The 25,633-nt window shown below is 47.1% G+C and carries 22 protein-coding genes; 8 read left to right on the top strand and 14 right to left on the bottom strand.

Annotation, left to right across the window (positions count from 1 at the left end; genetic code table 11):
- Nucleotides 1-18: 18 nt before the first annotated feature.
- Both C510_RS0108755 and C510_RS0108750 read right to left on the bottom strand, forming a co-directional pair.
- The gene (locus tag C510_RS0108755) at nucleotides 19-2,208 is read right to left on the bottom strand and encodes a glutamine synthetase III family protein (protein WP_018710969.1); all 2,190 of its coding nucleotides are present in this window, start codon (nucleotides 2,206-2,208) and stop codon (nucleotides 19-21) included.
- Between the two features lie 46 nt (nucleotides 2,209-2,254).
- Complete coding sequence (locus tag C510_RS0108750) at nucleotides 2,255-3,484, bottom strand: LL-diaminopimelate aminotransferase (RefSeq protein WP_018710968.1); 1,230 nt, start codon at nucleotides 3,482-3,484, stop codon at nucleotides 2,255-2,257.
- Between the two features lie 218 nt (nucleotides 3,485-3,702).
- On the opposite strand from C510_RS0108750, the gene C510_RS0108745 reads away from it, so the two are divergent.
- Both C510_RS0108745 and C510_RS0108740 read left to right on the top strand, forming a co-directional pair.
- Nucleotides 3,703-4,587 carry a YitT family protein gene (locus tag C510_RS0108745; protein WP_022339254.1) on the top strand — a complete coding sequence of 295 codons (885 nt, stop codon included), beginning with the start codon at nucleotides 3,703-3,705 and terminating at the stop codon, nucleotides 4,585-4,587.
- The gene (locus C510_RS0108740; RefSeq protein WP_018710966.1) at nucleotides 4,587-5,183 is read left to right on the top strand and encodes a Crp/Fnr family transcriptional regulator; all 597 of its coding nucleotides are present in this window, start codon (nucleotides 4,587-4,589) and stop codon (nucleotides 5,181-5,183) included. The genes C510_RS0108745 and C510_RS0108740 overlap by 1 nt, the downstream gene beginning before the upstream one ends.
- 5 nt (nucleotides 5,184-5,188) lie before the next feature.
- Here C510_RS0108740 and C510_RS0108735 read toward each other — a convergent pair whose 3' ends face one another.
- From C510_RS0108735 to C510_RS0108705, 6 genes are all read right to left on the bottom strand, one after another.
- The gene (locus C510_RS0108735) at nucleotides 5,189-6,433 is read right to left on the bottom strand and encodes an LA_2272 family surface repeat-containing protein (RefSeq protein WP_018710965.1); all 1,245 of its coding nucleotides are present in this window, start codon (nucleotides 6,431-6,433) and stop codon (nucleotides 5,189-5,191) included.
- 4 nt (nucleotides 6,434-6,437) lie between these two features.
- Nucleotides 6,438-8,096, bottom strand: a complete 1,659-nt coding sequence (locus tag C510_RS0108730; RefSeq protein WP_018710964.1) for an AMP-binding protein — start codon at nucleotides 8,094-8,096, stop codon at nucleotides 6,438-6,440.
- A gap of 189 nt (nucleotides 8,097-8,285) precedes the next feature.
- A complete protein-coding gene (locus tag C510_RS0108725; protein WP_018710963.1) occupies nucleotides 8,286-9,263 on the bottom strand; it encodes a dihydroorotate dehydrogenase-like protein in 978 nt (325 codons plus the stop codon).
- A gap of 10 nt (nucleotides 9,264-9,273) precedes the next feature.
- Nucleotides 9,274-9,942 carry a YggS family pyridoxal phosphate-dependent enzyme gene (locus C510_RS0108720; RefSeq protein ID WP_018710962.1) on the bottom strand — a complete coding sequence of 223 codons (669 nt, stop codon included), beginning with the start codon at nucleotides 9,940-9,942 and terminating at the stop codon, nucleotides 9,274-9,276.
- Nucleotides 9,943-9,966: 24 nt separating this feature from the next.
- Complete coding sequence (locus tag C510_RS0108715) at nucleotides 9,967-10,449, bottom strand: DUF4494 domain-containing protein (RefSeq protein ID WP_025892381.1); 483 nt, start codon at nucleotides 10,447-10,449, stop codon at nucleotides 9,967-9,969.
- A 228-nt stretch (nucleotides 10,450-10,677) separates the two neighbouring features.
- Entirely contained in the window at nucleotides 10,678-11,919 is a 1,242-nt protein-coding gene (locus C510_RS0108705; RefSeq protein WP_025892380.1) for a fucose isomerase, read from the bottom strand.
- A gap of 198 nt (nucleotides 11,920-12,117) precedes the next feature.
- Here C510_RS0108705 and C510_RS0108700 point away from each other — a divergent pair, with 198 nt between their 5' ends.
- Both C510_RS0108700 and C510_RS0108695 read left to right on the top strand, forming a co-directional pair.
- A complete protein-coding gene (locus C510_RS0108700; protein WP_022339260.1) occupies nucleotides 12,118-13,320 on the top strand; it encodes a pyridoxal phosphate-dependent aminotransferase in 1,203 nt (400 codons plus the stop codon).
- Between the two features lie 3 nt (nucleotides 13,321-13,323).
- Nucleotides 13,324-14,568 carry an ABC transporter permease gene (locus tag C510_RS0108695; RefSeq protein WP_018710957.1) on the top strand — a complete coding sequence of 415 codons (1,245 nt, stop codon included), beginning with the start codon at nucleotides 13,324-13,326 and terminating at the stop codon, nucleotides 14,566-14,568.
- Nucleotides 14,569-14,670: 102 nt separating this feature from the next.
- On the opposite strand, the gene C510_RS0108690 is transcribed toward C510_RS0108695, so the two are convergent.
- From C510_RS0108690 to C510_RS0108680, 3 genes are read right to left on the bottom strand one after another with little or no spacing between them, the layout of a single operon-like run.
- On the bottom strand, nucleotides 14,671-15,441 hold the full coding sequence (locus tag C510_RS0108690; protein ID WP_018710956.1) for a DnaJ domain-containing protein: 771 nt from the start codon (nucleotides 15,439-15,441) through the stop codon (nucleotides 14,671-14,673).
- 19 nt (nucleotides 15,442-15,460) lie between these two features.
- Nucleotides 15,461-17,008, bottom strand: a complete 1,548-nt coding sequence (locus C510_RS0108685) for a peptide MFS transporter (protein WP_022339263.1) — start codon at nucleotides 17,006-17,008, stop codon at nucleotides 15,461-15,463.
- Between the two features lie 25 nt (nucleotides 17,009-17,033).
- Nucleotides 17,034-17,645 (bottom strand): tetratricopeptide repeat protein, encoded by a 612-nt coding sequence (locus C510_RS0108680; RefSeq protein ID WP_018710954.1) that lies wholly within the window; start codon nucleotides 17,643-17,645, stop codon nucleotides 17,034-17,036.
- Between the two features lie 229 nt (nucleotides 17,646-17,874).
- On the opposite strand from C510_RS0108680, the gene C510_RS0108670 reads away from it, so the two are divergent.
- Nucleotides 17,875-18,960 (top strand): phosphotransferase enzyme family protein, encoded by a 1,086-nt coding sequence (locus C510_RS0108670; RefSeq protein WP_018710952.1) that lies wholly within the window; start codon nucleotides 17,875-17,877, stop codon nucleotides 18,958-18,960.
- 91 nt (nucleotides 18,961-19,051) lie between these two features.
- Here the strand turns inward: C510_RS0108670 and C510_RS16905 are convergent, their stop codons facing one another.
- From C510_RS16905 to C510_RS0108645, 3 genes are all read right to left on the bottom strand, one after another.
- Nucleotides 19,052-19,576 (bottom strand): hypothetical protein, encoded by a 525-nt coding sequence (locus C510_RS16905; RefSeq protein ID WP_018710951.1) that lies wholly within the window; start codon nucleotides 19,574-19,576, stop codon nucleotides 19,052-19,054.
- 281 nt (nucleotides 19,577-19,857) lie between these two features.
- Nucleotides 19,858-20,760, bottom strand: coding sequence for an Abi family protein (locus C510_RS0108655; RefSeq protein ID WP_026320165.1), 903 nt, complete (start codon nucleotides 20,758-20,760; stop codon nucleotides 19,858-19,860).
- Nucleotides 20,761-21,164: 404 nt separating this feature from the next.
- On the bottom strand, nucleotides 21,165-21,695 hold the full coding sequence (locus tag C510_RS0108645) for a nitroreductase family protein (protein ID WP_018710947.1): 531 nt from the start codon (nucleotides 21,693-21,695) through the stop codon (nucleotides 21,165-21,167).
- 447 nt (nucleotides 21,696-22,142) lie between these two features.
- On the opposite strand from C510_RS0108645, the gene C510_RS0108635 reads away from it, so the two are divergent.
- The 3 genes from C510_RS0108635 to C510_RS0108625 all read left to right on the top strand — a co-directional run bounded on the left by C510_RS0108635 (nucleotide 22,143) and on the right by C510_RS0108625 (nucleotide 25,435).
- Entirely contained in the window at nucleotides 22,143-23,357 is a 1,215-nt protein-coding gene (locus C510_RS0108635) for an acyloxyacyl hydrolase (protein ID WP_018710945.1), read from the top strand.
- Nucleotides 23,358-23,777: 420 nt separating this feature from the next.
- Nucleotides 23,778-24,179 (top strand): hypothetical protein, encoded by a 402-nt coding sequence (locus C510_RS0108630; RefSeq protein WP_018710944.1) that lies wholly within the window; start codon nucleotides 23,778-23,780, stop codon nucleotides 24,177-24,179.
- A 116-nt stretch (nucleotides 24,180-24,295) separates the two neighbouring features.
- A complete protein-coding gene (locus C510_RS0108625) occupies nucleotides 24,296-25,435 on the top strand; it encodes a helix-turn-helix domain-containing protein (protein WP_018710943.1) in 1,140 nt (379 codons plus the stop codon).
- Nucleotides 25,436-25,633 lie beyond the last annotated feature (198 nt).

The raw sequence follows: 25,633 nt of genomic DNA, 5'->3' as shown, positions 1-25,633 counted from the left end.
AGATGTCTTTGTAGTGGATTAGCGGATGAACAGCAGTTCGCGATATTTCGGCAAAGTCCACATCTGGTCGTCGACAATCAGTTCCAGTTTGTCGATGTGGTAACGGATCTGTTCCAGCATCGGAGCAATGGTATCATGATATGCGATGGCCTTTTCGCGTTCCTTTTCGATTTTGTTGGCTACTTTACGTGCCTCAACCAATGCATCTACACGTTCCTTGATGTATGCGGTATGTTCTGCAATCTGTTTGATGATGGCCAGGTTTTCGGCAGAAAGCGCTTTGGCCTCGTCTTCCGGGAACAAGGATTTCATCTTATAGGCATTGTCAATCAGTTTAGTCTGATATTCGATGGCTACCGGTACGATGTGGTTCATTACCAAATCTCCCAATACGCGGGCCTCAATCTGAATCTTTTTGGTATACATGTCCCATTTCACTTCGTTACGAGCTTCCAGCTCTTTGCGGGTCATGACGCCGGTTGATTCGAATATCTTGATGCTTTCCGGTTTCAGGTAGTTGTCGAAGATAATCGGGCAGCTGGTTTCGAAGTCCAGACCACGGCGGGCAGCTTCCTGTTTCCATTCTTCGCTGTAACCGTTTCCGTCGAAGCGGATAGGTTTGCATTCCTTGATGTATTTACGCAAAATCTTGATGATGGCCGAAATCTTCGGTTCTCCCTGTTCAATCAGTGCATCTACCTCTTTCTTGAAGGTTATCAGCTGGTCTGCCATGGCTGTATTCAAGGCAATCATGGCACTTGCACAGTTGGATTCTGAACCCGGTGCACGGAATTCAAAGCGGTTTCCGGTGAATGCGAACGGAGAAGTACGGTTACGGTCGGTATTGTCTATCAGCAGTTCCGGAATTTGCGGAATGTCCAGTTTCATACCTTGTTTGCCTCCCAATGAAACCAAGTCTTCGTTGGCGCTTTCTTCCAGGTGGTCGAGGACTTTGCTCAGCTGGGTTCCCAGGAAAGAAGAGATGATAGCAGGAGGTGCTTCGTTGGCTCCCAGACGATGAGTGTTTGTGGCGCTCATGATAGAAGCTTTTAGCAGTCCGTTGTGGTGGTATACAGCAGTCAGTGTGTTGACTACAAAGGTGATGAAGCGCAGGTTGTCTTCAGCGGTCTTACCTGGAGCCATCAGCAGGACCCCCGTGTCTGTTCCCAATGACCAGTTGTTGTGCTTGCCGGAACCGTTTACACCTTTGAACGGCTTTTCGTGCAGCAACAGGCGGAAACCATGGTTACGAGCGATTTTTCGCATCAATGACATAATCAGCATGTTGTGGTCGACAGCCAAGTTACATTCTTCGTAAATCGGAGCGAGTTCAAACTGGTTCGGAGCAACTTCGTTGTGACGTGTCTTTACCGGAATACCCAGTTCCAATGCCTGGATTTCCAGATCCTTCATGAATGCGGCCACACGGGTAGGGATGGCACCGAAATAATGGTCTTCCAGCTGTTGGTTCTTGGAAGCTTCATGTCCCATCAGGGTACGTCCTGTCAGCAGCAGATCCGGGCGTGCTGCATACAGGCCTTCATCTACCAGGAAGTATTCCTGTTCCCAGCCCAGATAGGTGATGACCTTCTTGACATTCGGGTCGAAATATTGGCAGACATCTACTGCCGCTTTGTTGACAGCTCTCAGTGCTTTCAGCAACGGAGCTTTATAATCGAGTGATTCACCGGTATAGGCGATGAAGATGGTAGGGATACACAGGGTATCGTCTACGATAAATACCGGAGAAGACGGGTCCCATGCACTGTAACCGCGTGCTTCGAAGGTATTGCGGATACCACCGTTCGGGAAAGAAGAAGCGTCCGGTTCCTGCTGGATGAGCAGTTTACCTGAGAATTCTTCCAGCATACCTCCTTTTCCGTCATGTTCAACGAACGCATCATGTTTCTCGGCAGTACCTTCTGTCAGTGGCTGGAACCAGTGAGTATAGTGAGTGACTCCCATTTCGATGGCCCAACGCTTCATGCCGTTCGCTACTTCGTCGGCGATGCTACGGTCGAGGGCAGCTCCATTGTCGATAACATCGATGAGCTTTGCGTATACCTTGCTAGGCAGGTATTTGAACATCTTTTCGCGGTTGAATACATACTTGGCGAAATATTCGCTGGGACGTTCAGCCGGAGCAGCAACTTCAACGGGTTTCTTGTGGAAGGCCTCTTCTACGACTCTGAATCTTAATTTTGACATAATACCTAAAGTTTATTAATAGTTTTTGGGGTTGTTTCTTCTTGTTTTATAAATAATGACATATACGCTTTATTCCTTCCTCACACTGCCTGCGGTCGTTGAAAGCGGTCAACCGGACATAGCCTTCTCCGCTTGGACCGAAACCGATACCGGGGGTACTGACGACTTGTGCGTCATAGAGCAGTTTGTCGAAGAATTTCCAGGAGCTCATCCCGTCGGGTGCCTTTACCCACAGGTAGGGAGCATTCTCTCCACCGAACACCTTCAGTCCGGTACCTCCCAAAGCCTTTTTCATCAGTCGGGCGTTCTCCATATAATAATCAATCATTGTCTTCACCTCTTCCTGGCCTTGCGGGGTATACACGGCTTCGGCTCCACGTTGTGAAATATACGATGCTCCGTTGAATTTGGTCGTCTGGCGTCGTAGCCACAGTTTATTCAGTGAAATGCGTTCGCCGTTGAGGGTGGCGGCTGTCACTTCTTTCGGAATGACCGTGTAGCCGCAACGTACACCGGTGAAGCCGGCTGTTTTCGAGAAACTCCGGATTTCGATGGCCACTTTCTTGGCACCTTTTATTTCATAAATGGAGTGGGGAATGTCTGGTTGACGGATATAGGCTTCGTAAGCAGCGTCGAAAATGATAAGGGCATCGTTCTTGATGGCATAGTTTACCCAGTTTTTCAACTCGTTTTTGGTGAGGACGGCTCCAGTCGGATTGTTGGGGAAGCAGAGATAGATAATATCGATACGTTGTTCTGGAATCGGAGGAATGAAATTGTTTTCCATCCGGCAGGGAATGTAGACTACATTGCTCCATTTCCCCCATTCGTCGATATAGCCGGCCCGGCCGCTGGAGACGTTGGAGTCTATGTATGCAGGGTAGATAGGGTCGGTCACTCCGATGCTGTTGTCATGGCGGAGAATGTCTCCCAGATTACCCGTATCAGTCTTCGCGCCGTCACTGATAAAGATTTCCGAGGCCGATAAGGAAACGCCTCTGGAGGCATAATCGTGTTTCAGAATCGCTTCAATCAGGAAATCGTATCCTTGTTCCGGACCGTAACCGTGGAAGGTCTCGGCTTTTCCTAAATCGTTGACCGCTTTACACATGGCTTCGCGGCAGGCTGCAGGAATCGGACGTGTAACATCGCCGATACCCAGATGGATAACTTCAGCTTTCGGGTGGGTTACCTTGAATGAATTTACCTTTCTGGTTATATCGGTGAACAGGTAATTATCTAGAAGCCTTAACAGATGTTCGTTAACTAATGCCATGCCTGATGTTTTGTCCTTATTCGCGGCAAAATTACTAAATTAGTGTCAATTACAAAAGAGCCTGGCTTACTTTTCTCTGCGAATTATCATCCTGTTAACAAAAAAAGTCTGTGTCGAAAGAATTTTTGGATAATTATCCTCCTTTTTGCCTTGATGTAGGTCAAGAGATTAAAATTTTTCCTATTTTTGCACCGCAATTTTAAAATATTTAAAGCACCATGAGTTCAACGCTTTCTGTTAAGAGTAAACAGGTTTATAGAGAAATTAAAGACTATTTGCTGATTGCATTGGGAATGATTATGTATGGTATCGGGTGGACCGTGTTCTTGTTGCCGAGTGATATACCATCGGGAGCCGTTCCTGGTATTGCATCCATTATTTATTGGGCTACAGGATTTCCGGTACAGTACACGTATCTGATAATCAACTTCTCGTTGTTGCTCTTGGCTTTGAAGATTTTGGGTCTGAAATTTTGTTTGAAGACCATTTTCGCAGTATTTATCTTGACTTTTATTCTGGCAGTCATCCAACAGCTGATAACTGGTCCGCTGATTCATAACCAACCTTTCATGTCGTGCGTTTTGGGAGCATCGTTCTGTGGAGCCGGTATCGGTGTCGCTTTCTCTGCCAACGGTAGTACCGGTGGTACCGATATCATTGCAGCCATTGTCAATAAATACAGAGATATCTCTTTGGGACGTGTGATTCTGATTTGTGATGTCATTATCATTACCTCCAGTTATCTGGTGCTGAAGGATTGGGAGAAAGTCGTATACGGTTATGTCGTATTGATTATCTCCAGTTTCATGCTCGACCAGGTGGTAAACAGCAGCCGTCAGTCTGTACAGTTTTTCATCATCTCTTCTAAGTACGAAGAAATCGGTCAGCGTATCAACAAGGATATGCACCGTGGTGTGACTTTCATTGATGGAGTCGGTTGCTATACGCATAACAACGTCAAATTGATGTTTGTACTGGCTAAGAAGCGTGAATCGAATACGATATTCCGCTTGATTAAAGATATTGACCCGAATGCGTTCGTTTCTCAGAGTGCCGTTATCGGTGTATTTGGAGAGGGATTTGATCGGATTAAAGTGAAATAATGATGACTACAATGACCAACATAGAGGCAGCGAGGCGAATTGCTGCCGAAAACCATGTCCTTTTGAGTAAAGAGTCGCTTCATGCTTTCGCGGAAATACTGACTCCCCATAAATTCAAGAAAGGGGAGCGGGTGTTGGATGCGGGTGATGTCTGTGTATCCATGTTATACATCGAGAAGGGGATGACCCGTCAGTTTTATTATAAATATGAGAAAGACTTGACAGAGCATATCGGTTACGAAGGTGGTGTCATTATTTGTCTGGAAAGTTATTTCAAGCAGGAACCTACCCGTCTGATGATTGAGACTTTAGAGCCAACGATTGCGTGGGAGATTCCTAAGAAGCTGGTGGAAGGACTGGCGGCTAAAAATATAGAGATAGCTACTCTATACCGCCGTTTCTTTGAGGAATCACTGATTGAGTCACAGATAAAAGCCGATACTTTGCGTTTTGAGCCGGCACACGAGCGTTATAACAAGTTGTTGCAGCTTCATCCGGAAATCCTGAAGCGAGCTCCGCTGGTATACATTGCGTCGCTGCTCCAGATGACTCCCGAAACGTTGAGCCGTGTTCGTTCCGCCGGGCTGAACGCCTGATGGCTTTAGAATAAGACCAGTCCGGCCTCGAATACACCTTTATTCTCGAACTTGTTTCCTTGGTAGGTCCGGGTCCAGTTGTAGCCTCCTGCTGCAAAGATACCCAGCCGTTTCAGTACTTGATATTCCAGGCTGATACGTGGCTCGATGGCATACATACGTGCGGGAATTCCTGCGTGTTTGTTGTCGAGCGTTTCAATGTGGTAGTAACCCACGTCACCATTGAGTGTCAGTCTGGATGTGAGAGAAATATATAACCCTGCACGATAGAATCCGCTGAATGAGAAATCTTTGTTCGTATCTAAATAATAGGCACCTGCACCTAACTGTGTGTAGGTGTATTTATTTTTGAAGCGGACTGAAAGATTGGCTTTGTTGGCGTTTCCGCCGGAAATCAGCAGTTGGGTGCGGGTCTTGGGCTTTAGGTTGATAACGCCCCATTGGTGAGCCGTACTGTCGGCACTGATGTTGACAATACCTATTTGAAGGCCCTTTTTCCCTTCGTTGCTGAAATTGGCGACACCTAATTGAAGTCCCTTGTTCTTTTCACTGTAGTTGGCGCAGGCCAGTTGTAGGCCTTGGTTGGTAACACTTACATTCCCTAGTCCTGCCAGCTGTACTCCTTTACTGGATTTGCCTGCCACGTTCAGTAAGCTCGTAACCTGTACTCCTTTGCTGTCTTCACCGCAGGCATTCATCAGTCCTCCGATAGCGATTCCCTGGTAGTTGTTGCGGTTGATGTTCGCAAGTCCTGCCAGATGAAATCCTGCCGCATTTTTCCCGGACAAGTTAATCAGTCCACTGACGCTTACTCCGTTCAGGGAAGCACCTCCTACGTTTCCAAGCGCAGACAACTGTATACCGTTGACTCGTTTTCCGCCTATGTTCATCAGCCCACTCAATGCTACTCCGTTTAGATTCTTGCCGCTGACATTCGCTATGCTGCTGATAATAACTCCTGAAGCATTCAGACCGGAAATGTTAGTGATGCCGGATAACTGGAAGCCGTTGGCATTCCCTTGTACAGTGCTGGAGATAACATTGATTCCTACACCGTTCAGTTGGGGAAAGTGGCTGAGTAATCCGATGTTCAGGTAGGTCCGTTTAGGGTCTTTGTGTGGATTGGTGATATTCAGCGAGATGTTCGGACCTTTCTTCAGCCCAATCTGTTTCTGTGCCTGTAGTGGAGATATTCCTGCCAGGCAACCACCCAGCAGGAACCACGCCATTGTTTGTACGTTCAGTTTCATGTCATTATTTTACATCTTGATAGAGGAAGCGCTTGATACTCTTCTTCGGAGTCTTTTCAAACTCTTCCGGATAGATTTTAACACGGGCTATCTGCGAGTATGCCGGAAGCTCTGCATTGACGGCTATCCGGTTGGCTTCCATGGCTTTTTCAATGTCTGCCTGGGAAAGTCCGTTGGCATAAGCCTCTTCAAAATCAGGATAGATAAGCGCTACGAGCTTGTTGTCGCTTTGTTGGATAACGATATTCTCACAGACATAAGGCATGTTGCTCAGCTTCTCTTCGATTTCTTCCGGGTAGATGTTTTGTCCGGAAGGGCCTAACAGCATGTTCTTGCTCCGTCCCTTGATGAATACATTGCCTTCTTTGTCCATGACACCGAGGTCGCCGGTATGAAGCCATCCTTCAGCATCGATTACCTGTGCTGTGGCTTCCGGATTCTTGTAATATCCCAGCATGACGTTATCTCCCCGTGTCAGAATTTCTCCTACGATGTGTTCCGGGTCTTGGCTGTCAATCTTTACTTCCATGCGGGGAGCGGCTTTACCGCAAGAGCCTGCCTTGAAGAACTTCCAGTCTTCGTAACAGATAATTGGAGCGCATTCGGTCATACCATAACCTACGGTATATGGGAAATCGATGCTCCGAAGCAGTTTCTCTACGTCCTGGTTGAAGGCTGCTCCTCCCACAATGACTTCATAGAAATTACCTCCGAAGGCCTGTACCATGTGCTCGCGCACGGTCTCCTTGATTTTGTCGTTGATGACAGGTACCCGGAGCAGGATTTTCATCTTCAGGGTTTCCAGGGTAGGAAGCACGTTCTTCTTGATAATTTTCTCGATAATGAGTGGAACAGCGATAACGATGTTCGGTTTTACTTCGGCAAAGGCCTGGAAGATGATTTTGGGGCTAGGCATACGTGTCAGGAAGAAAATATGACATCCTGCACAGACTTCGTAGATGAATTCGAAGGCCAGTCCATACATGTGGGCCATCGGCAGGATGGAGATTACCCGGCTGCCGGCTTTCAGATTCAGTACCTCGAAGGCGAACTGGGTGTTCGACCAGAGTGCCCGGTAGGGAATCATGACGCCTTTGGAGAAACTGGTGGTCCCTGAGGTATAGTTGATGACTGCCAGCTCTTCGGCTTCATCGCGCCGGTAGGCTACGTGTTCCTTCCGGAAATTCTTGGGGAATTTTTTGCCGAACAGTTCGTTCAAGTGTTCCCGTGCATACTCCAGACGTTCACTCCGGCATACCTGAAGGGTAAAGTCTGTCATCAGAATGATACCTTCCAGGTTGGGCATGGCCGCTTCATTCAGTGATTCCCATACTACATCTCCTACGAAGAGCAGGCGGGCTTCGGAATGATTGATGATGTTATGCACGTTGTCTGCCTTGAATTCATGAAGAATCGGTACAGCCACGGCACCGTATGTCAGGATAGCCAGGAAAGCCACTCCCCAATGGGAGCTGTTCCGTCCGCATAAGGCCACTTTGTCGCCCGGTTGGATTCCACTTTCGGCCAGCAGGATGTGCAGTTTCTCAATTTTGCGGGCCAGGTCTTTGTATTGAAGGGTTGCGCCTTTGTAGTCAGTCAGGGCATCCATGTCCCAATTCTTTTTGATGCTGTTTTCTATAAAGGCTAAAAAACTTTTTTCCATGTTATCGGTATTGTTGATTGCACAAAATGTAATGTACTGTGCAAATATACTTTTTTTCTAGGTTTTCCCAACGTTTTTCCTGGAAAACAGTTTCTTCTTCACAAAAAAAATCCGGAATGAAGGGATTGTATGACAGAAAGCCGTTCATTCCGGAAGAGTAGGGAAAAAGAAGAGCTGGTCTGTATAGACTTACTCTTCGTGATTGCTGTAATATTTCATGAACTGGGTACGTTCGAACGGATTGATTTCACCGGCTGCAGCGGCGTTCATCTTTCCTTTGAACTGTCCGATTGTTTCGTACTCGTTTTCATCCATCCAGGTTGTCAGTTCATTTTTCATTTCCTCGATGGTCTTGTTGCCGTATTGGTAGATGGCGCTGCAGACTTCTACAGCTGTGGCACCTGCCAGAATGGACTTGATAAGGCCTTTGCCGCAGTGGACTCCACCAGAGATGGCATAGTCTATTTGAGGAACTTCGGCAGATGAAATGGCAGTCCAGCGGATACGGTTAGCCAGTTCGTTCGGCGAGCTCATGACATTCGTTGCGCGGAATGTCAGGTCCTTGATGTTGATATCCGGCTGATAGAATCGGTTGAACAACACTACAGCTGCGGCTCCGTTGGCATAAAGCTGGTTGATGAGCGCAACCGGGTTAGTCAGGTTGTTTCCCAATTTCATGATGACCGGGATATTGACTGCTTTCTTGATGTGGCGCAGAATATCGATGTGCTGTTGTTCGAACGCGCCGAAAGTGTAATGTTTGCTGGTCTGTAAAGCCAGAATATTGATTTCCAAAGCGTCTGCTCCGGCTTGTGCCATCAGTCTGGCGAAATCTACCCATTCGTTGTCGCTGTAGCAGTTGATGCTGGCGATGATAGGGATTGTGCAGGTTTTCTTGGCTTCTTCAATGATGCTGATGTGTTCGTTCAATGCGTGTGAACGTACGTAAACGCCCAGATAGTCGTCTGCTTCGGGTGAACCGTAACCATGCATCTGTCCTGTCTGCATGTTTATCTGTTCCTCGAATACCGATTTCAATACTACAGCTCCGGCTCCTGCCTGTTCGAGCTTCTGTATCTTTTCTACGCTGTTGGTCAATCCGGAACTGCCGACGATAATCGGGTTCTTCAGTTTCAGTCCCGCAAAAGTTGTGTTAAGTTGTGCCATATAGTTTGATTTAATAGTTACGTTCTCCGAATATTTTGCTTCCTATGCGTACCAGTGTGCTGCCTTCCTCGATGGCCAGCTGATAATCGTGCGACATTCCCATGGAAATTTCCTTGAACGAGTCCGTATCCTGGAAATGTTTCTGTTTCAGTTCGAGGAAGAAATCATGCAGTGTCTTGAATTCGTTACGAATCTGGTCTGTGTCATCGGTGTAGGTAGCCATTCCCATCAATCCGCAGATGCGGATATTTTTCAGTCCTTTCCAACTGCCTTCGTCCAGCATGTCACGGCATTCCTGCAGTGAGAAACCGTATTTGCTTTCTTCCTGGGCGATGTGTATTTCCAGCAGGCAGGAGATGGTACGGCCTGCCTTGGCTGCCTGACGGTCGATTTCGGCCAACAGCTTGTAGGTATCTACGGCATGAATCATTGCTATGTATGGAGCGATGTATTTCACTTTATTGGTCTGTAGATGACCGATGAAGTGCCATTCGATATCTTTGGGCAAGGAGGCATACTTCTCTTCCAGTTCCTGTACCTTGCTTTCGCCGAATATACGTTGTCCGGCTGTATATGCTGCTTCTATCGCTTCCTTGGGATGAAACTTGGAAACAGCCACCAACCGCACCTGTTGCGGAATGTCCGCGAGTACTTCTTTCAGATTTTGTTGAATGTCCATGGTGGCTATATGATATATTGATGATTATCGGTTTGCTGCTTCCGGGAATTCCGGTTTTACATCCGGTTCTGCCGAATACGGATAAACGTCCATGATGGCCGTTTCTGCGATGGAGGCGATGCTGTAATCGGCCATGCTGCCTTGCATCCCTTCGTCCAGTTTCTTCACGGCATCCCGTAAATCGGCTGCTTGGACCAGCATGTTGGTCGCTGTCTTCTTTTCTGCTCCGCTTTTCTCATCCAGGGTGATGAAATACAGTTTGCATTTGAACCAGCGGTCTGCCGCGTCTTCTTCGCAGGGGAACAGTTCACTGTAGTTGGCCCGTTTGATGTCGGCTACGGTAAATTCTCCGCTGATGAAAGGAGTAATTTCTTCAATGATACGCGATTCAGCTTCAGTAAAGCTAAGTGCGTCAACCAGATAGGGTTCCGTTACTTTCTTGCTCATTCCGTTTTCAGCAATCTTCTCGTAGCGGATTTTACACTCAAACCAATTATGCATCATAATTCAATGTCTTCTTTAAATTTAAATAAATCCTCGTGCAAAGATACATTAAAATTTTTCTTTCTCTCTCTTTTTTCAATGAATCTTAGAAGTGTGTTCTTTAAAAAACGCTGGTGTTGGATGACAGTCAAGAAGAAAGCCCGGAGTCGTATCGGTCCGGGCTTTTATTCGATTGGATGAGTGGAATGGGACCGGTGTGCTTGGGGGAAGACCGGCATTCCTTCCTATCCTTTACTCTTTTAGCTTACAGCGGTTCTGCTGCATGAACTCCTGGATGGTGGCTACATAGTTTCCTGGAATCAGGATGTGATGGTTCCCGATAGGATTCTGCAGGAAGTAGCTGACGGGCTTATCCAGCTTCAACCGGAACTGGGTACGGCAGGCGTTTTCCAGCGAGGAGTTGTCTATCAGTACTCCACCACTTATATAATATTCATCCAGGCATTCTCCACCGCATTTGAACAAGGTGATCGGACCTTTTTCCATAATGCCTTGCAGGCCGATGCTGGCTCCGCTTTCGTAATGGTTGCGGATGATGAATTCTTTCGTCATGCGGGTGGCGATGGTGCAATGAGAGAGCAGAATCTCGTTCTGACGGCTGTCAATGAAGGTCGGGTTACCCATGAAGCAGCACTCACCGGTCAGTTTTTTCACCATCAGCATGCTCATGATGGACTGGAGGTCGCCTTCGCAGCCGGCCGGTATGCCTTCATCGTTCAACAGAGAGAGAGCCAGACAACCTGTTGTCTTGATTTCATTGAATATCGAGAAACAGGAAAGGGTTATCGCATCCAACTGTTCTTCCTGATACACCATCTTCAGTGCTTTGTAGAACCGCATGGCTTTCAGCAGGTCATCCGGAGTGGCATCTTGGCACGATGAAGCCCGGTTGGCAAAGATGGAGGCATCCATTCCGATTTCGTCATCGGTGATTTTATTGAAATACTTATAGACATCTTCGGTAGGGATGTCTATGTAGCTTACGCCCCAGCGTTGGCTTGCCAGCAGGTAGTCTACATGACTTGCTACCAGCCAGGGAGCCGGTGTACCGACTACGCCGATACGGTTGTGCTTCATGGCCCGTTTGGCTGCAAACGCCTGATGGTGGGATAGGACACTCTTCACCATGTCTCCTATCTCGCCATGAATGATATGTACCCGCATGTCTTTGGTCTGAATCCAGGCGGCAATTTCCAGGGCTGCAGCCAAGGAGTTGTTCAGTCCGTCTGTCAAAAGGGTGATGGGATAGGGGAGCAGGCTGAAATTCCGGATGACTTTAGCTTCTACACCTCCGCTGCAGATGAACGCCATCTTATAGGCACTTCCCGGAATGTCCTCTACTTCTGTGTATGGGATAAGGTGTAGTGTAAAATGTTTTTCTAGGGCTTGGAAAAGCTCCTGATGGATTCTGTATGTGCGGTCCTGGTCAAATTGCTCTGAATCCGATGTAAATATAATCAAGTATAGATTCATGTATATTTCAGTTAGGTTGTTCCCTACAAACATACGCCTTTTTTTGGAATAATCCCTAAAATGCAGCGAGAGATGGCATAGATTTACGTTCTATTAAGAGTTTGCAGGATTTGGTTATTTTCTTAATAAAAGTTGCTTCATATATTCTTTCCCGTTATCTTTGCATTCGAAATTTGTTTTAATCTATAAATTTGTATTATGCCACATATATCCATCAGAGGAAATGAAATGCCGGAGTCGCCTATCCGGAAACTGGCGCCTTTGGCAGAAGCTGCAAAAGGGAGAGGGATTCATGTCTATCATCTGAATATCGGTCAGCCCGACCTTCCTACACCCCGAGCGGCCCTCGATGCGATTCGAAATATCAACCGTACCGTATTGGAATACAGCCCGAGCCAGGGGTATCGGAGCTACCGCGAAAAACTGGTAGGCTATTATGAAAAGTACGACATTCATTTGGATGCCGACGATATCATCATTACGACGGGTGGCTCTGAAGCAGTGCTTTTCGCTTTTATGAGTTGCTTGAATCCGGGAGACGAAATCATTGTTCCGGAACCGGCATACGCCAATTACATGGCTTTTGCCATCTCCGCCGGCGCCATTATCCGTACAGTAACTACCACAATCGAAGAGGGATTCTCCTTGCCGAAGGTAGAGAAATTTGAAGAGCTGATTAACGAGCGGACCAAAGGTATCCTTATCTGTAACCCGAACAATCCTACCGGTTATCTGTATACCCGTCGTGAAATGAACCAGATTCGTGATCTGGTGAAGAAATACGATCTGTTCCTGTTCTCTGACGAAGTATACCGTGAGTTCATCTATACCGGTTCTCCGTACATTTCCGCATGTCACCTGGAGGGTATCGAGCAGAATGTAGTGTTGATTGATTCCGTTTCCAAGCGTTACTCGGAATGCGGTATCCGCATCGGTGCCTTGATTACCAAAAACAAGGAAGTACGGAAAGCCGTAATGAAGTTCTGTCAGGCGCGTCTGAGTCCTCCGTTGATTGGACAGATTGCTGCTGAGGCTTCGCTGGATGCGCCCGAAGAATATACCCGCGAGACATACGATGAATACGTGGAACGCCGTAAATGCCTGATTGACGGATTGAACCGGATTCCAGGTGTCTATTCTCCGATTCCGATGGGAGCTTTCTATACCGTTGCCAAGTTGCCGGTAGATGATTGCGAGAAGTTCTGTGCCTGGTGCCTGTCCGATTTCAATTACGAAGGCGAAACAGTGATGATGGCTCCGGCTACCGGTTTCTATACGACACCGGGAAAAGGAGTGAATGAGGTACGTATGGCGTATGTCCTGAAGAAGGAAGATTTGGTCCGTGCCCTGTTTATCCTCCGGAAAGCGTTGGAAGCCTATCCGGGTAGAGTAGACGACTGATGTATGAACTGGAAACTTTTTGTGGCCCGGCGCATCTATAGTAGCCGGGAAGGGAAAAAAGAAGTATCGAAACCGGCCGTCCGTATCGCGATGGCCGGTATTGCTATAGGTCTGGCTGTAATGATTGTATCCGTAGCCGTGGTGCTGGGATTCAAGCATCAGGTGCGTGACAAGGTGGTCGGACTGGGTTCGGATATCATCCTGTCCAGTATCGATGCCTCCCAGCTTTATCAGATGGCTCCGGTTGAGGGAAATGACAGTCTGATGCATGTATTGGAACAGGTTCCGGGAGTAAAGCATGCGCAACGTTTTTCTTCCAAGCCGGGTATGATTATGACTGCCGATAACTTTCAGGGGATGGTCCTGAAAGGAGTGGGGCAGGAGTACGATTTGAAGTATCTGGCCGAACACCTGGTGGAAGGGACGCTTCCGGCTTTTACGGACTCTGTAGCCAGCAACCAGACATTGATATCCCGTTCCATTGCCGATAAGTTGGGTGTAAAGGTGGGCGACAAGCTGTATACGTATTTCATCGAAGACGGTGTACGTGCCCGCCGGCTGACTGTTTCCGGCATCTATCAGACCAATCTTTCCAATTATGACGATTATTTCCTGGTGACTGATATCTATACCTTGGGACGGTTGAACAACTGGAAATCCGACCAGGTGAGCGGACTGGAACTGGAAGTGACCGATTATAATCAGTTGGAGGCAGTGACTGACCGTGTACGGGCATTGATTAACGACCGGACGGATGCTTACGGTTCCACTTATTGTGCCCGGTCGGTGGAAGAAGTCTATCCCCAGATTTTTGCCTGGTTGAACCTGTTGGACACGAATGTATGGGTCATTCTGATTCTGATGACGGGAGTGGCCGGTTTTACGATGATTTCCGGGCTGTTGATTATCATTCTGGAACGTACCAATATGATTGGTGTCCTGAAAGCTTTGGGAGCAGATAATGCCTCCATCCGCCGGATTTTCCTGTTGTTTTCTGTATTCCTGATTGGGAAAGGGATGCTGTGGGGCAACATCATTGGAGTAGGGCTCTGTCTGATTCAGTATTTCTTTGCGCCCTTCAAGTTAGACCCGGTAACCTATTATGTCAATACGGTACCGGTGGAACTGAATATAGGCTATTATCTGCTGTTGAATCTGGCTACCTTGCTGGTGGCTGTAGGGATGCTGATAGGACCGTCGTTCCTGGTGAGCCGCATCCATCCGGCCCGTTCCATCCGGTTTGAATAGTGCCGGTAATTTTTTGAAATGATTTGTACTACGTCATAAATGACAGAAGGCTGTTCCGGTATGCATCGGGACAGCCTTCTGTATGAAAAAGCCTTTCAGAAATTATTTCATACTGCGTGCCTTATAGATACGTTCTTTCGCATCGTTTATCAGCTGGAATTTAGCTTCTGCGGCTTTCTTTACATCTTCTCCCAACGTAGCTACCCGGTCCGGATGATGTTTCAGTGCCAGTTTGCGGTAAGCGGCGCGCACTTCTTCGTCTGTGGCAGTTGGTTCAATCTCCAGAACCTTATAGGCTTCGTCCAATGAGTTTCCTCGCAGGTTGAGCATGGATTCCACTTCCTTTTCCGAGAGTCTCATGGCCAGTGCCACCTCTTTCAAGGCATCGATTTCTTTGGTACATACGTTACCGTCACTTTGGGCTATTTTGACCAGAAAATCCAGCAACTGGATACGTTCTTCGTAACTCAGGTTGGCGGCTATCTGTGCTCCACATTCGTGGATGGTATTCCGGAAAGCCATCGGGTTGGTCTTGTCCATCTGTTTCCGTTGTTCAAACAGGTTCAATAGAATCTGTTCTCCTTCGCTGACGGCTGCCTCGCCGAAATTCACACGCAGGAAGCGGCGCACAAATTCCATTTCGCTGTGCATGATGCGTCCGTCTGCCCGGATGATGTACGAAGCCATGACCAGCAGCGAGAACAGGAAGCTGTTCCGTTGTCCCGCATACGGGTCGGAATCCTGTGTACCGTCCTCGGTAACAGTATCTGTCGAGTTGTCTAGCAGGGAACCCAGGGCAAATCCCGCCAAGGCTCCCAGAGGCCCCATCGTCATGAATCCGACGAGCCCTCCAATCCATTTTCCTATTTTCATATTTCTTGGTTTACTGTTATTATTCTATGCCCTTCATCATTTTCTGGAGTTTGCCTGATAAAAGGAACAGGATGACGGCTGCCGCTCCGCTCATGAAGACAAACAGCATGAAGAAATCGTACAGATTCTCCACCTGATAACCCAGGCAGCTTTTGCTGACTCCATGTTCCGGATAGAAACCGCTCAGGAATCCGGCAAACTTGTTGGCAGCCGAAGTACTGAGGTACCATACACCCATCAGTAGCGAAGAGAAACGGGCAGGTGAGAGCTTGTATACCAGTGACAGGCCGATAGGAGCCAGACACAATTCGCCCATGGTATGAATCAGGTAGAGACCTGTCAGCCAGGCCATGCTTACCTTTACTCCCGGTTCGATGTCCTTTACCCCGAAGGCGATGTAAAGATACCCCAGTGAAAGCAGTAACAGACCGATGGACTGTTTGCGTGGGGAGCTGGGTTCCCATCCTCGTTTGCCCAGGAATGACCAGATGGCGGCAAAGACGGGAGCCAGAGTAACAATCATAATCGGGTTAAAGGACTGGAAATAAGCTGCGGGCATCTCCCAGTTACCGATACGACGGTCAGTCTGCTCGTCGGCAAAGAAGGTGAGGGAAGCCCCTGCCTGTTCGTAAGCCGACCAGAAGAAGATGACGAAAAAAGCTATGATGTAGATGACTCCGATGCGTGCCTGTTCCGTCCGGGTCAGTGATTTGTCTGTAATGATGATAATCGGCATGACGATGACGGTGGCATAAATCAGGGAGCCAATCCAGTCGGAACCGGCAAAGACTCCGTCGGAAGTATGTCCCCAATTGACAGAAAACAGAATCGTGAGTATCAGGGTAAAAGCGACCATCAGTACCGTGCGGCCAGTATTGGATGGCTTCTTTTCATCTTTTTCTGTAGTCTCCTTGCTACGGGCAGGAGCTGTGCCTACCGGATTTCCGTCGGGGTCGCAGATGTATCGGTTCATGAAAATCCGGAAGACGGCCGCGCCCAGCAGCATACCGATGCAGGCTGCCAGAAATCCCCATTTGAAGTCTTCCGGGTGTCCGGTATTCCCTATCAGTCCGCAGATAAGTGGGGCGAGGGTAGAACCTACATTTACCCCCATGTAGAAAATGGTAAAGGCCGAATCCTTCCGTGAGTCATCGGGGCGGTACAGACGGCCTACCATGGTAGAGATATTGGGCTTGAAGAATCCGTTACCCAGGATAAGAAGCCCGAGTCCGCAGAACATCAGGTATTTGGCTAAACCTACTTCGTGGTAATAGCAGGCACTCAGGAACAGGAGAAACTGTCCGACAGCCATTGTGAGCGCTCCTGTAACGATGGAGCGTCTGTTTCCCCAGTAACGGTCGGCGATGTAGCCGCCAATCAGGGGTGTCAGATAGACCAGTCCGGTGTAACTGCCGTATACTTGCGATGCCAGTTCTTTGTCGAAAAGCAATGCCTGTACCATGTACAGCATAAACAAGGCACGCATGCCGTAATAACTGAAACGTTCCCACATTTCAGTTACGAAAAGTAGATAAAGCCCTTTCGGATGCCCTTTTGGTGGATTCATTCTGTTGTTTCTGTTTATATAGGTGTTAGTTAGCTAATTCCTGTTTGTCCAGCATGTTGTATGTAGCGTATACACGGTCTATCATGCTTGCGTCAGGAGCCTCTTCCATGAGTTGCATCATCAGGTCGGCTACATCGGCTTTGTTGTCCAGTTTCAGTGCGGTAGTCAGGTCGTCGAGGGCTGCCTCGTATTCGTGGAGCTGCAACAGGACCTCTGCACGGCAGGTATAGTTCTCTACATCATTCGGGTTCGTACGGATAGCTTCGGTAAAATCTGCTTCTGCCAGTTCCCATTGCTGATAATTCTTCAGCAGCATTCCTCGTGTATAATAGGCGAATGAGCGGAACTCTGTATCGGCTTCGGGTATGAGGTCCAGGCTTCGGGTCACTGCCTGAAAGGCCAGTTTTACATCTCCGGAGAAATTGCAGATAAGTGCCATGTAACAATGGGCGTATCCGTTTTCCGGATTTTGGGCCAGTTCGGCCTTCAGGTATTCGTATGCTTTTTCGGTATCTCCTTCGTTCAGCGCTTCTACTCCTTTCAGGTAGTTTTCAGAGTCTGGACGTTGTAGGTCTTTGGCATGGATGGCACCTGCTGTCAGGAAGGTGCAGAAAAGGATAAAGAATAGTGTTTTCATATGTATTTCATTTTTTAGCGGCGGCAAATCTAGAAACTTTTGGGGGGATGTCAAAGGAAATGATAGAAAAAGTTGCGCAAAATGCCGTTTTTCTTGAAATGTTCTTATATCTTTGTCACGGTTTGCCCGGCAGTTTATTCCTTTCAGAGGATTCGGAACTGATTATCAACAGATTTATGATAAGGACCCGTGGCAAAAGGATTGATTAACTTTAAAAACTAAATTTACTATGGCTGCATTAGATGCTATTGTCGCACAATTTCCTGAAATCGGTAAAGTTGCTCGAATTATTCCGTTAGGTGCCGGACTTATCAATCAGACACTTAAAGTTGAAACTGAAGACCCTGCTGCTCCGGATTATATCCTGCAGTGTATCAACAATGCGGTGTTCCAGGATGTGGACATGTTACAGCATAACATCGAGTGTGTCACCCGTCATATTCGCAAGAAGCTGGAAGCACGGGGCGAAACAGATATTGACCGTAAGGTGTTGCGTTTCCTCCCTACCAAAGAAGGAAAGACTTATTATTTCGACGGTGAAAAATACTGGCGTGTTTCTGTATTCATTCCTCGTTCTCAGACGTTGGAAGCCGTTACTCCGGAATCATCTTACCTGGTAGGTCTGAAGTTCGGCGAATTCGAAGCCATGCTGGCCGATATCCCGGAAAAGTTGGGCGAAACCATTCCTGATTTCCATAACATGGAGTTCCGTCTGAAGCAGTTGCGCGAAGCGGTTGCTGCCAATGCGGCCGGTCGTCTGGAAAAGGTGCAGGGACTGGTAGATGCCATCGAAAAGGATGCAAAAGAGATGTGTTGCGCCGAAGAGTTGTATCGTCAGGGCAAACTGCCGAAACGTATCTGTCATTGCGATACGAAAGTGAGCAACATGCTGTTCGACGAAAAGGGTGAGGTATTGTGCGTTATCGACCTGGATACCGTGATGCCGAGCTTCGTATTCTCCGATTTCGGTGATTTCCTCCGTTCGGCTGCCAATACCAGCGCCGAAGATGAACCGGACTTGAACAAGGTGCATTTCAACATCGAAGTATTCAAGCCTTTCGTGAAGGGATACCTGGAATCTGCTTCTTCTTTCCTGACTCCGATAGAAATTGAGATGTTGCCGTATGCGGTAACTCTGTTCCCGTACATGCAGGCTGTCCGTTTCCTGGCCGACTACATCAACGGCGATACGTATTACCAGATCCGTTATCCGGAACATAACTACGTGCGTACATTGGCTCAGTACCGTCTGTACGAAGAAGCGAAGGCGGCTGTACCTGCCATGAAGGAATATATGCAGACCTTGTTGGGTTGATATCCTGACGGAAACTATACGTGTATATAATCATAGCGGGGCAACCGGATTAACCGGTTGCCCCGCTTGTTTTAGGGATAGGGGTATTTTCTTATTTATTGGGTGCCGGAGTATTGGCAGGGCAATTGGCCCGGCATGTACCGTTGTTACCTGGAGCCGGGAAATTCGGACGTGGGCCTTTCATCTTATGATGCTTCATTTCCATTCCTTTCGGCGACATCACTGCCTGAAGCTGACGTGCATTCAGAATCTTTTTGAACTTCTGCAGGTATTCCTCCTGTACGTCCAGTCTTTTCCGTTCGCAGGCGATGTGTTCCTCCAGACGTTTCTCTATCTCTGCGTCCGTACATTCTTTCTGGCCTTTTTCTTTCGGACATTCCGGACGGCAGTTGCGGAGCGCTTCCAGGTATTCCTTATATAGTGGAGCGAACTTGGCGGCGGTCTCTTCGTCCAGCATCAGCCGGCCTTCCAGTCTTTTCAGAGAGGCATCCATCCGTTCTGCCGGAGTCAGTTCCCGCTTTTCCGGTTTCTGAGGGTTACGGGCCATTACGTTTCCGCTGCACAGCAAGGCAGCCAAAGTCATTGTCACAAATAAGCGGTTCATTGTCATTTTCATAGTCTTCTTATTTTAGGATTAAACTTGTGCGGAATCAGCTGACAGATTGCATAGGTACCAGTTAGCATCTGTAGTGTTTCTTACCGCATTTGTTCATTTGACAATTCCGTGCAGACAAGGTTTATTCCGATAACCTATTTTAGTTTCTCTAAATAGTCTGTAACGTTCTCAGTATTTGTTCCAACTGCTCATTTCTTCCAGTGGCTTGCGTACCTTTTTCCGGTGTTCGGAGGCGGGAATGACAAAATATGTGTATCCGTGGATGTGTCTGGTTGGTGAGGCTATTCCTTCCAAAGTGGTTCTTCTTGCCAGTTCGTAGGGAAGCCCATAGCCTTGATGTCTATCATCGGAAAATCTGCCAATAGCTCTTGCAAGTGAATTTTCATGTCATTGTTGGGGGACACGATATCAACAAACCACTTGATGATGCAGATTTCATAAAATGTCCTATAAGGAGAAACCTCTTCACTGATCCAAGGCCGTTTCAGCTTCTTTTTGGCTACTTTGGGATTGACAGCATATATCTTATTCCATACCCTTGAATGGTGGCAACAGGAATTTCGAGTAAGGGTTATTACCGTGAGCCATGAAATGAACATCGGAACAGGCAGATTGAAGTAGCCGGAAATCTTCTTTTTTAGGGCATTTGACTTGATGTTCTCGTATATGCGGGTAACGATACCGAGAGGCAAAATCTCCATGAGCATCCATGCTGGCGGATAGGTATTGCTGTATTTCTTTTTGAAATGCAGGATAAAATCCTCTTTCGAGTTAGTCAGTTCTTTGTCCACCAACGTCATTGTCCGGTTGAACTTGTCTTCGTTGGCGAACATTGAGACATCTGTCATCCAAAAAATATTGCCCGTTTCCTCTGCCGCAATGTTTGCCAACGCACTGCGTAGGGCTATCTCTACTTTCTCTATCTCGTTAAATAGAAAGAGCCGTAACTTCTTGTCGAAACGGTACAAGTTGAGTGCGTCTTGGAATGTGCTGCCCACTTTGTATTGATGGGCTTCTTTGGGCATTTGCAACAGGGGATACAGATAGGCACTGAACCGATAATAACCGATGCTCCGGATGTAGTGCTCTGCACGTTTGGGATTATCAATATTTAATCCTCTACTTTGTAGCAGGGCTACAATATCTGCGGGAGTCTGGTAGGTTTTATGGAAATGGATGGTCATGCATAAAAATAAAACGACCCCCGATTTTAGCATCGTTGAGAGGCTTGGGGGTTCTCGTACTGCAAAGGTATGACTTTATTTTGAATTCACCAAACCCTTCGCAAGAGAAATGTGGGTTGGGCATGATAACCACGTTTTTTCCCACTAATGTCATTCCGGGCTTGACCCAGAATCCAGTGAAGCGCTGGCTATGTGCATTCAGGGTATGGGTATCATCAGTTATTGGTTGCCGGTGCGTTGGCCGGGCAGTTGGTCCGGCATGCGCCGTTATATCCCGGAGCCGGGAAATTCGGATGTGGGCCTTTCAGCTTATGATGCTTCATCACTGTCTGAAGCTGACGTGCATTCAGAATCTTTTTGAACTTCTGCAGGTATTCCTCCTGTACGTCCAGTCTTTTCCGTCCTCAGTACTTGTTCCAACTGCTCATTTCTTCCAGTGGCTTGCGTACCTTTTTCCGGTGTTCGGAGGCGGGGTAACCTACGCTGATGAGCAACGGAACCCTGCGTTTGGGAATGTCCAGCAGCTTCTTTACTTTCTTTTCGTCGAACCAGCCGATGATGCAGGTTCCCAGTCCCAGCTCGGTAGCTTGCAGGCAGAAATGCTCTACGGCGATGCCTACGTCCAGCAAGGAGTATTCCTTATCCTTGATGACACTGCCTATCCGGGCGGTCAGATTCATTTTCTCCAGCACTACGGCTACAATGACCGGTACATCGGTTACCCATTTGTTCATGCCCATTCCTGCCGCCGCTTCCTTCATGCCGGCCAGCAGTTTGGGGTCGTCTACGACGACGAATTTCCAGGGTTGTGAGTTACAGGCCGACGGGGCGATGCGTGCCGCTTCCAGGCAACGCACCAGTAGGGCACGGTCTATGGGTTGGGTATCGTATTTCCGGTCACTTTGCCGGGCGTTGATGAGTTGTTCGAAATCCATGATGCTTGTTTTAAAGGTTACTTGCCGGCAAATGTACGTATTTCAACGGGAATATGGTGCTTTGGCATTTGAAAATAAATCCATCACTTCAAATTCCAGAAGACTCTTGACTGGGTCATTGTATGATATTTGGGGATAAAGGTACGTGTAGGAATAACGTACGTCAGGTTCTGAAAAATATACTCGTGTCTTCCTTGAAACATGAGCATGTTTTGATTAAAACGAACGGACGAATGCATGAAAACATGCTCGTGTTTGATTCAAAACAAACGTTCGTTTTTGGATGTAGCTGGGGAAATCTTACCGGACGGAAAGAAAAACAGGGTCTATCCATCTTATGATTTCTTTAATTTTAAAGTTGGAAGCAAAACATAAACCTGCTATATTTGTCTATGAATAAACACACTTTTAGCTTTGAATATTAAAAAAGAAGTTGCCGCTCCCGTTATGAATACGATGATACTCAAGACCCGCTTGCTTGTCTTGTCCCTGATTTTATCGGCCGCTTATGTATCGGCCTACGAAGCTGATTCTGTTTCCAGAAAGGTAATCCACATGATTGGCGCTGATTTCCGTCCCGCCTACGTATTTCAGACTCATGAGTTTTTCAGAGGAGCGAACAGTACAGGCGAAAGAATAGATGCCACTCTTTCCGGTCATCTGAAATATGGATTCAGGTTCTCGCCTTCTACCAAGATGGGTAGGATGTATCCGTATGCCGTACAGGGTATCGGTATCGCTTACAATACTTTCTTCTGCCCGTCGGAAGTAGGGAACCCATTGGCAGTCTATGTATTCCAAACTTCCAGGATAGCAGCTCTCACTCCGAAACTTTCACTGGATTATGAATGGAATTTCGGGGCTTCTTTCGGATGGAAGAAATATGATGAAGAGACTAATCCGTGGAATCGGGTGGTCGGTTCGAAAATCAATGCCTACATCAATTTAGGCTTTATGCTGAACTGGCAGCTTGCCCCCAACACAAATTTGCGGGCAGGGATAGACGTCACGCATTACTCCAACGGAAATACCCATTACCCGAATTCCGGGGTGAATACCATTGGGGCCTCTGTAGGTGTTACGCATTTCTTTGGAAATGGTGCGCCGGAAAGAATCCTTTCTTCCGGTCTGCAACGGGAAAATACTTTTCATAGATATGTGAGTTATGACCTCATTGTGTATGGTGCTACCCGGAAACGGGGAATCTTTCCAGCCGATTCGAATCCGGTACTGGCTCCAGGGTCTTTCGGTATTTTAGGATTGAATTTCAACCCGCTCTATAACTTCAGCAAGTATTTCCGGGCTGGCGTTTCGCTGGATATGCAGTACGATGAGAGTGCCAATATCGGGAATCACGTGGCTAACGATTATTTTCCGTCCGACCCGGATGAACTGCAGTTTTATCGTCCTCCTTTCCGGGAGCAGTTTTCGGCTGGCCTTTCCCTGCGTGCCGAAATCGTCATGCCCATCTTTTCCATCAATCTGGGTATAGGAAAGAATTTCTTTTGTCACGGAGCGGATAACAATTCTTTCTACCAGACTTTTGTCCTGAAGACCAATATTACGAAGTATCTTTTCCTGCATACGGGCTATCAGCTGTATCGTTTCAAGGACCCCAACAACCTGATGCTGGGAATCGGTTTCAGGTTCAATGCCCGATGAGAGAAATGATTTAGTAGAATGAGCTATGCAGTATTTCTGCAGAAACTTCATTATAATAGTACAAACCTAAAAATATTGATGTTAATACTACAAAAGTACGAATAAAAAGTGATAAACAGAAAAATGTAGCAAAGTTATTGGCAGATAGGCGTTTTAGGAAGATGGCTTGAAAAAATGAAAGACAGAAAAAGCAATGAAAAAGCCAAGTTAGGACATCGCAGCGTTACCAATTCGTGACCATGCTCAAAACAGGTTATGATGAGGTTGGAAGAATATAGAAAATACTAACTTCCAGTGAGTTACTAACAACTCACGCAAGAAAATGAGGCGTGAACGAGAATTGCAGTATTCCTCAATGATTTGCGTAGCGACGAAGGATTCTTCACGAACTAAATTTGAAACCAAAAAAATTTTAGAACGATGAAGAGTGCTTTGTCAGCAGGCGACATCAGGTCATTTGCGTCGGAGAAAGGGGATTCCGACAGCATCCTTGCCGTCCTTTTCCCGGACGGCAAGGCCATCGGTCAGCCCTATACACGCAACCGCACGGACATCAGGATGGTTCGTGTGTTCAGCGAGGACGAAGCCTACGGCATTTTCAGGTGTCTGTGCGGGAAAGAGTATATTTTTCCGGTGAGTGACGGAAAGTATCATTACCATGCGTGCCTGCTTGCCAAACCATATACCGGTTATCTGCTTTACAGTTTTCATGTGAAGCCCGACACTTATGAGGTCGGTGTCATTTATGTGCATTCACCCGAACTTCGTAAACTCGGTATAAAGGAGCTTCATTTAGTAAAAGCCATAAAAATAAAGAAATAATCCATTGTTCTTTGACATACATATGAAAAATAAGGGGGTTAGATGATAAAAAGCTCTGATTAGAGGCCTAATACGAACGGATTTTTGTAAATTCGCAAAATTTTTAGAAATCCGAAATGATAATACAAGGTCCTGAAATATATTATGCGGCATCCTGCCTGATACTGGTCGTTACGTCACTGTTTTGTGCGTTGGTGCGTTATTTCCACATGTGCCGTCCGTTTGACGAGGAAGAAACCTATTTTTATCCGGCCCGCAAGCTCGTCACAATTATCTATGCCTGTTTTGCCTTGCCTGTGGTATGGCTTTTCCGCATGGACAGCCCGGACGCATACTTCTTTATGCGTGTTTTTCTTATGCTGCTGTTGCCCGGTGCGGGCGTGTTGTCGTTCCGCCGGTTTTTCTTCAGCAAGACAAGACACCGCAGACTGATATTTGTATTGTCCGGTATCATTCCTCTTGTCATTATACTGGTCTGTTGGATATACGGCTGGATTGGCGGAGATACCCTCTACCGCCATCGTGATATGCTTCTTCTCCTTATCGGAGGATATTCCCTGCTGCTTACAGCCATGCTGTTGCATACCACAAGCTGGCTGTTGCGCCAGATTCGCCTACACATGCAGGAAGAATATTCCAACAGTGAAGATTTTCCGGTACGTTTTGCCGGTTTTGTCGTATTCATGCCGGTGCTGTATCTGGGAGCCGCATGGTGGCTGTTTTTTACAGGCGACCATAATTATAACATGTGGTTCCAGCTGGTCATTTCTGTCATGCACATCGTACTTTTGATACGGATATTGCATCCGCAACGAAAAGAATATCGGGAGGTGGTAGAAGAAACGGAAGAACTCATAGTGGAGAAAATAGAAACGGTACTGTCAGATCAGGAAAGCGGCAGCAGCCTGCTGTCTGTTGATGCCAAGGATGAACTGGAAGCGAAAATACGGGCAGCATTGACCGAGGACAGGCTTTACCTGAATCCGAACCTGAAAATCGGCGAACTGGCAGATGCGGTAAAGAGCAACCGGAAATATGTATCCATTGTCATGAAAGAACGTTTCGGTTCCTTTTATAAGGAACTGAACCGGCTCAGGATTGAGGCCGCTGTCCGATACCGGGAAGAACACCCTTCGGCAAGCCGTGAAGAAATTGCTACACATTGCGGTTTTTCCAATGTAAGGACTTACAGCCGAAACCTGAAATCCGGGATGCAGGACAAGAACACAGAAGGACAATTTAAGGAAATTCCCTGAATTGTCCCTCATTATGAGCATTTTTCCTTGAATTGTCCTTCAAATTTTCTAAGATTGTCCTCTCACTTTCCGTTAAAATCCGCTAACTTTGCAAACGGAATTTAATAATTGAATGACAATGTATTTTGATTTACAGCACATTTCAGGAAATATGGCAATCTGTTCAGGCAACATTCCGTTGTCCGCTGCATCGTGCAT

Origin of the sequence: Phocaeicola barnesiae DSM 18169 = JCM 13652 (genome assembly GCF_000374585.1) — a bacterium.
Classification (GTDB): Bacteria; Bacteroidota; Bacteroidia; order Bacteroidales; family Bacteroidaceae; genus Phocaeicola; species Phocaeicola barnesiae.
This window is presented reverse-complemented; position numbering and strand designations above follow the sequence as displayed.

Excerpts from the sequence above, each read along its gene's own strand:
- C510_RS0108645 (WP_018710947.1), bottom strand. The coding sequence starts at position 21,695 with ATGGATTTCGAACAACTCATCAACGCCCGGCAAAGTGACCGGAAATAC.
- C510_RS0108700 (WP_022339260.1), top strand. The coding sequence starts at position 12,118 with ATGCCACATATATCCATCAGAGGAAATGAAATGCCGGAGTCGCCTATC.
- C510_RS0108630 (WP_018710944.1), top strand. The coding sequence starts at position 23,778 with ATGAAGAGTGCTTTGTCAGCAGGCGACATCAGGTCATTTGCGTCGGAG.
- C510_RS16905 (WP_018710951.1), bottom strand. The coding sequence starts at position 19,576 with ATGAAAATGACAATGAACCGCTTATTTGTGACAATGACTTTGGCTGCC.
- C510_RS0108720 (WP_018710962.1), bottom strand. The coding sequence starts at position 9,942 with ATGGACATTCAACAAAATCTGAAAGAAGTACTCGCGGACATTCCGCAA.
- C510_RS0108680 (WP_018710954.1), bottom strand. The coding sequence starts at position 17,645 with ATGAAAACACTATTCTTTATCCTTTTCTGCACCTTCCTGACAGCAGGT.
- C510_RS0108755 (WP_018710969.1), bottom strand. The coding sequence starts at position 2,208 with ATGTCAAAATTAAGATTCAGAGTCGTAGAAGAGGCCTTCCACAAGAAA.
- C510_RS0108625 (WP_018710943.1), top strand. The coding sequence starts at position 24,296 with ATGATAATACAAGGTCCTGAAATATATTATGCGGCATCCTGCCTGATA.
- C510_RS0108655 (WP_026320165.1), bottom strand. The coding sequence starts at position 20,760 with ATGACCATCCATTTCCATAAAACCTACCAGACTCCCGCAGATATTGTA.
- C510_RS0108745 (WP_022339254.1), top strand. The coding sequence starts at position 3,703 with ATGAGTTCAACGCTTTCTGTTAAGAGTAAACAGGTTTATAGAGAAATT.
- C510_RS0108735 (WP_018710965.1), bottom strand. The coding sequence starts at position 6,433 with ATGAAACTGAACGTACAAACAATGGCGTGGTTCCTGCTGGGTGGTTGC.
- C510_RS0108730 (WP_018710964.1), bottom strand. The coding sequence starts at position 8,096 with ATGGAAAAAAGTTTTTTAGCCTTTATAGAAAACAGCATCAAAAAGAAT.
- C510_RS0108750 (WP_018710968.1), bottom strand. The coding sequence starts at position 3,484 with ATGGCATTAGTTAACGAACATCTGTTAAGGCTTCTAGATAATTACCTG.
- C510_RS0108685 (WP_022339263.1), bottom strand. The coding sequence starts at position 17,008 with ATGAATCCACCAAAAGGGCATCCGAAAGGGCTTTATCTACTTTTCGTA.
- C510_RS0108670 (WP_018710952.1), top strand. The coding sequence starts at position 17,875 with ATGGCTGCATTAGATGCTATTGTCGCACAATTTCCTGAAATCGGTAAA.
- C510_RS0108695 (WP_018710957.1), top strand. The coding sequence starts at position 13,324 with ATGAACTGGAAACTTTTTGTGGCCCGGCGCATCTATAGTAGCCGGGAA.
- C510_RS0108690 (WP_018710956.1), bottom strand. The coding sequence starts at position 15,441 with ATGAAAATAGGAAAATGGATTGGAGGGCTCGTCGGATTCATGACGATG.
- C510_RS0108740 (WP_018710966.1), top strand. The coding sequence starts at position 4,587 with ATGATGACTACAATGACCAACATAGAGGCAGCGAGGCGAATTGCTGCC.
- C510_RS0108725 (WP_018710963.1), bottom strand. The coding sequence starts at position 9,263 with ATGGCACAACTTAACACAACTTTTGCGGGACTGAAACTGAAGAACCCG.
- C510_RS0108705 (WP_025892380.1), bottom strand. The coding sequence starts at position 11,919 with ATGAATCTATACTTGATTATATTTACATCGGATTCAGAGCAATTTGAC.
- C510_RS0108635 (WP_018710945.1), top strand. The coding sequence starts at position 22,143 with ATGAATACGATGATACTCAAGACCCGCTTGCTTGTCTTGTCCCTGATT.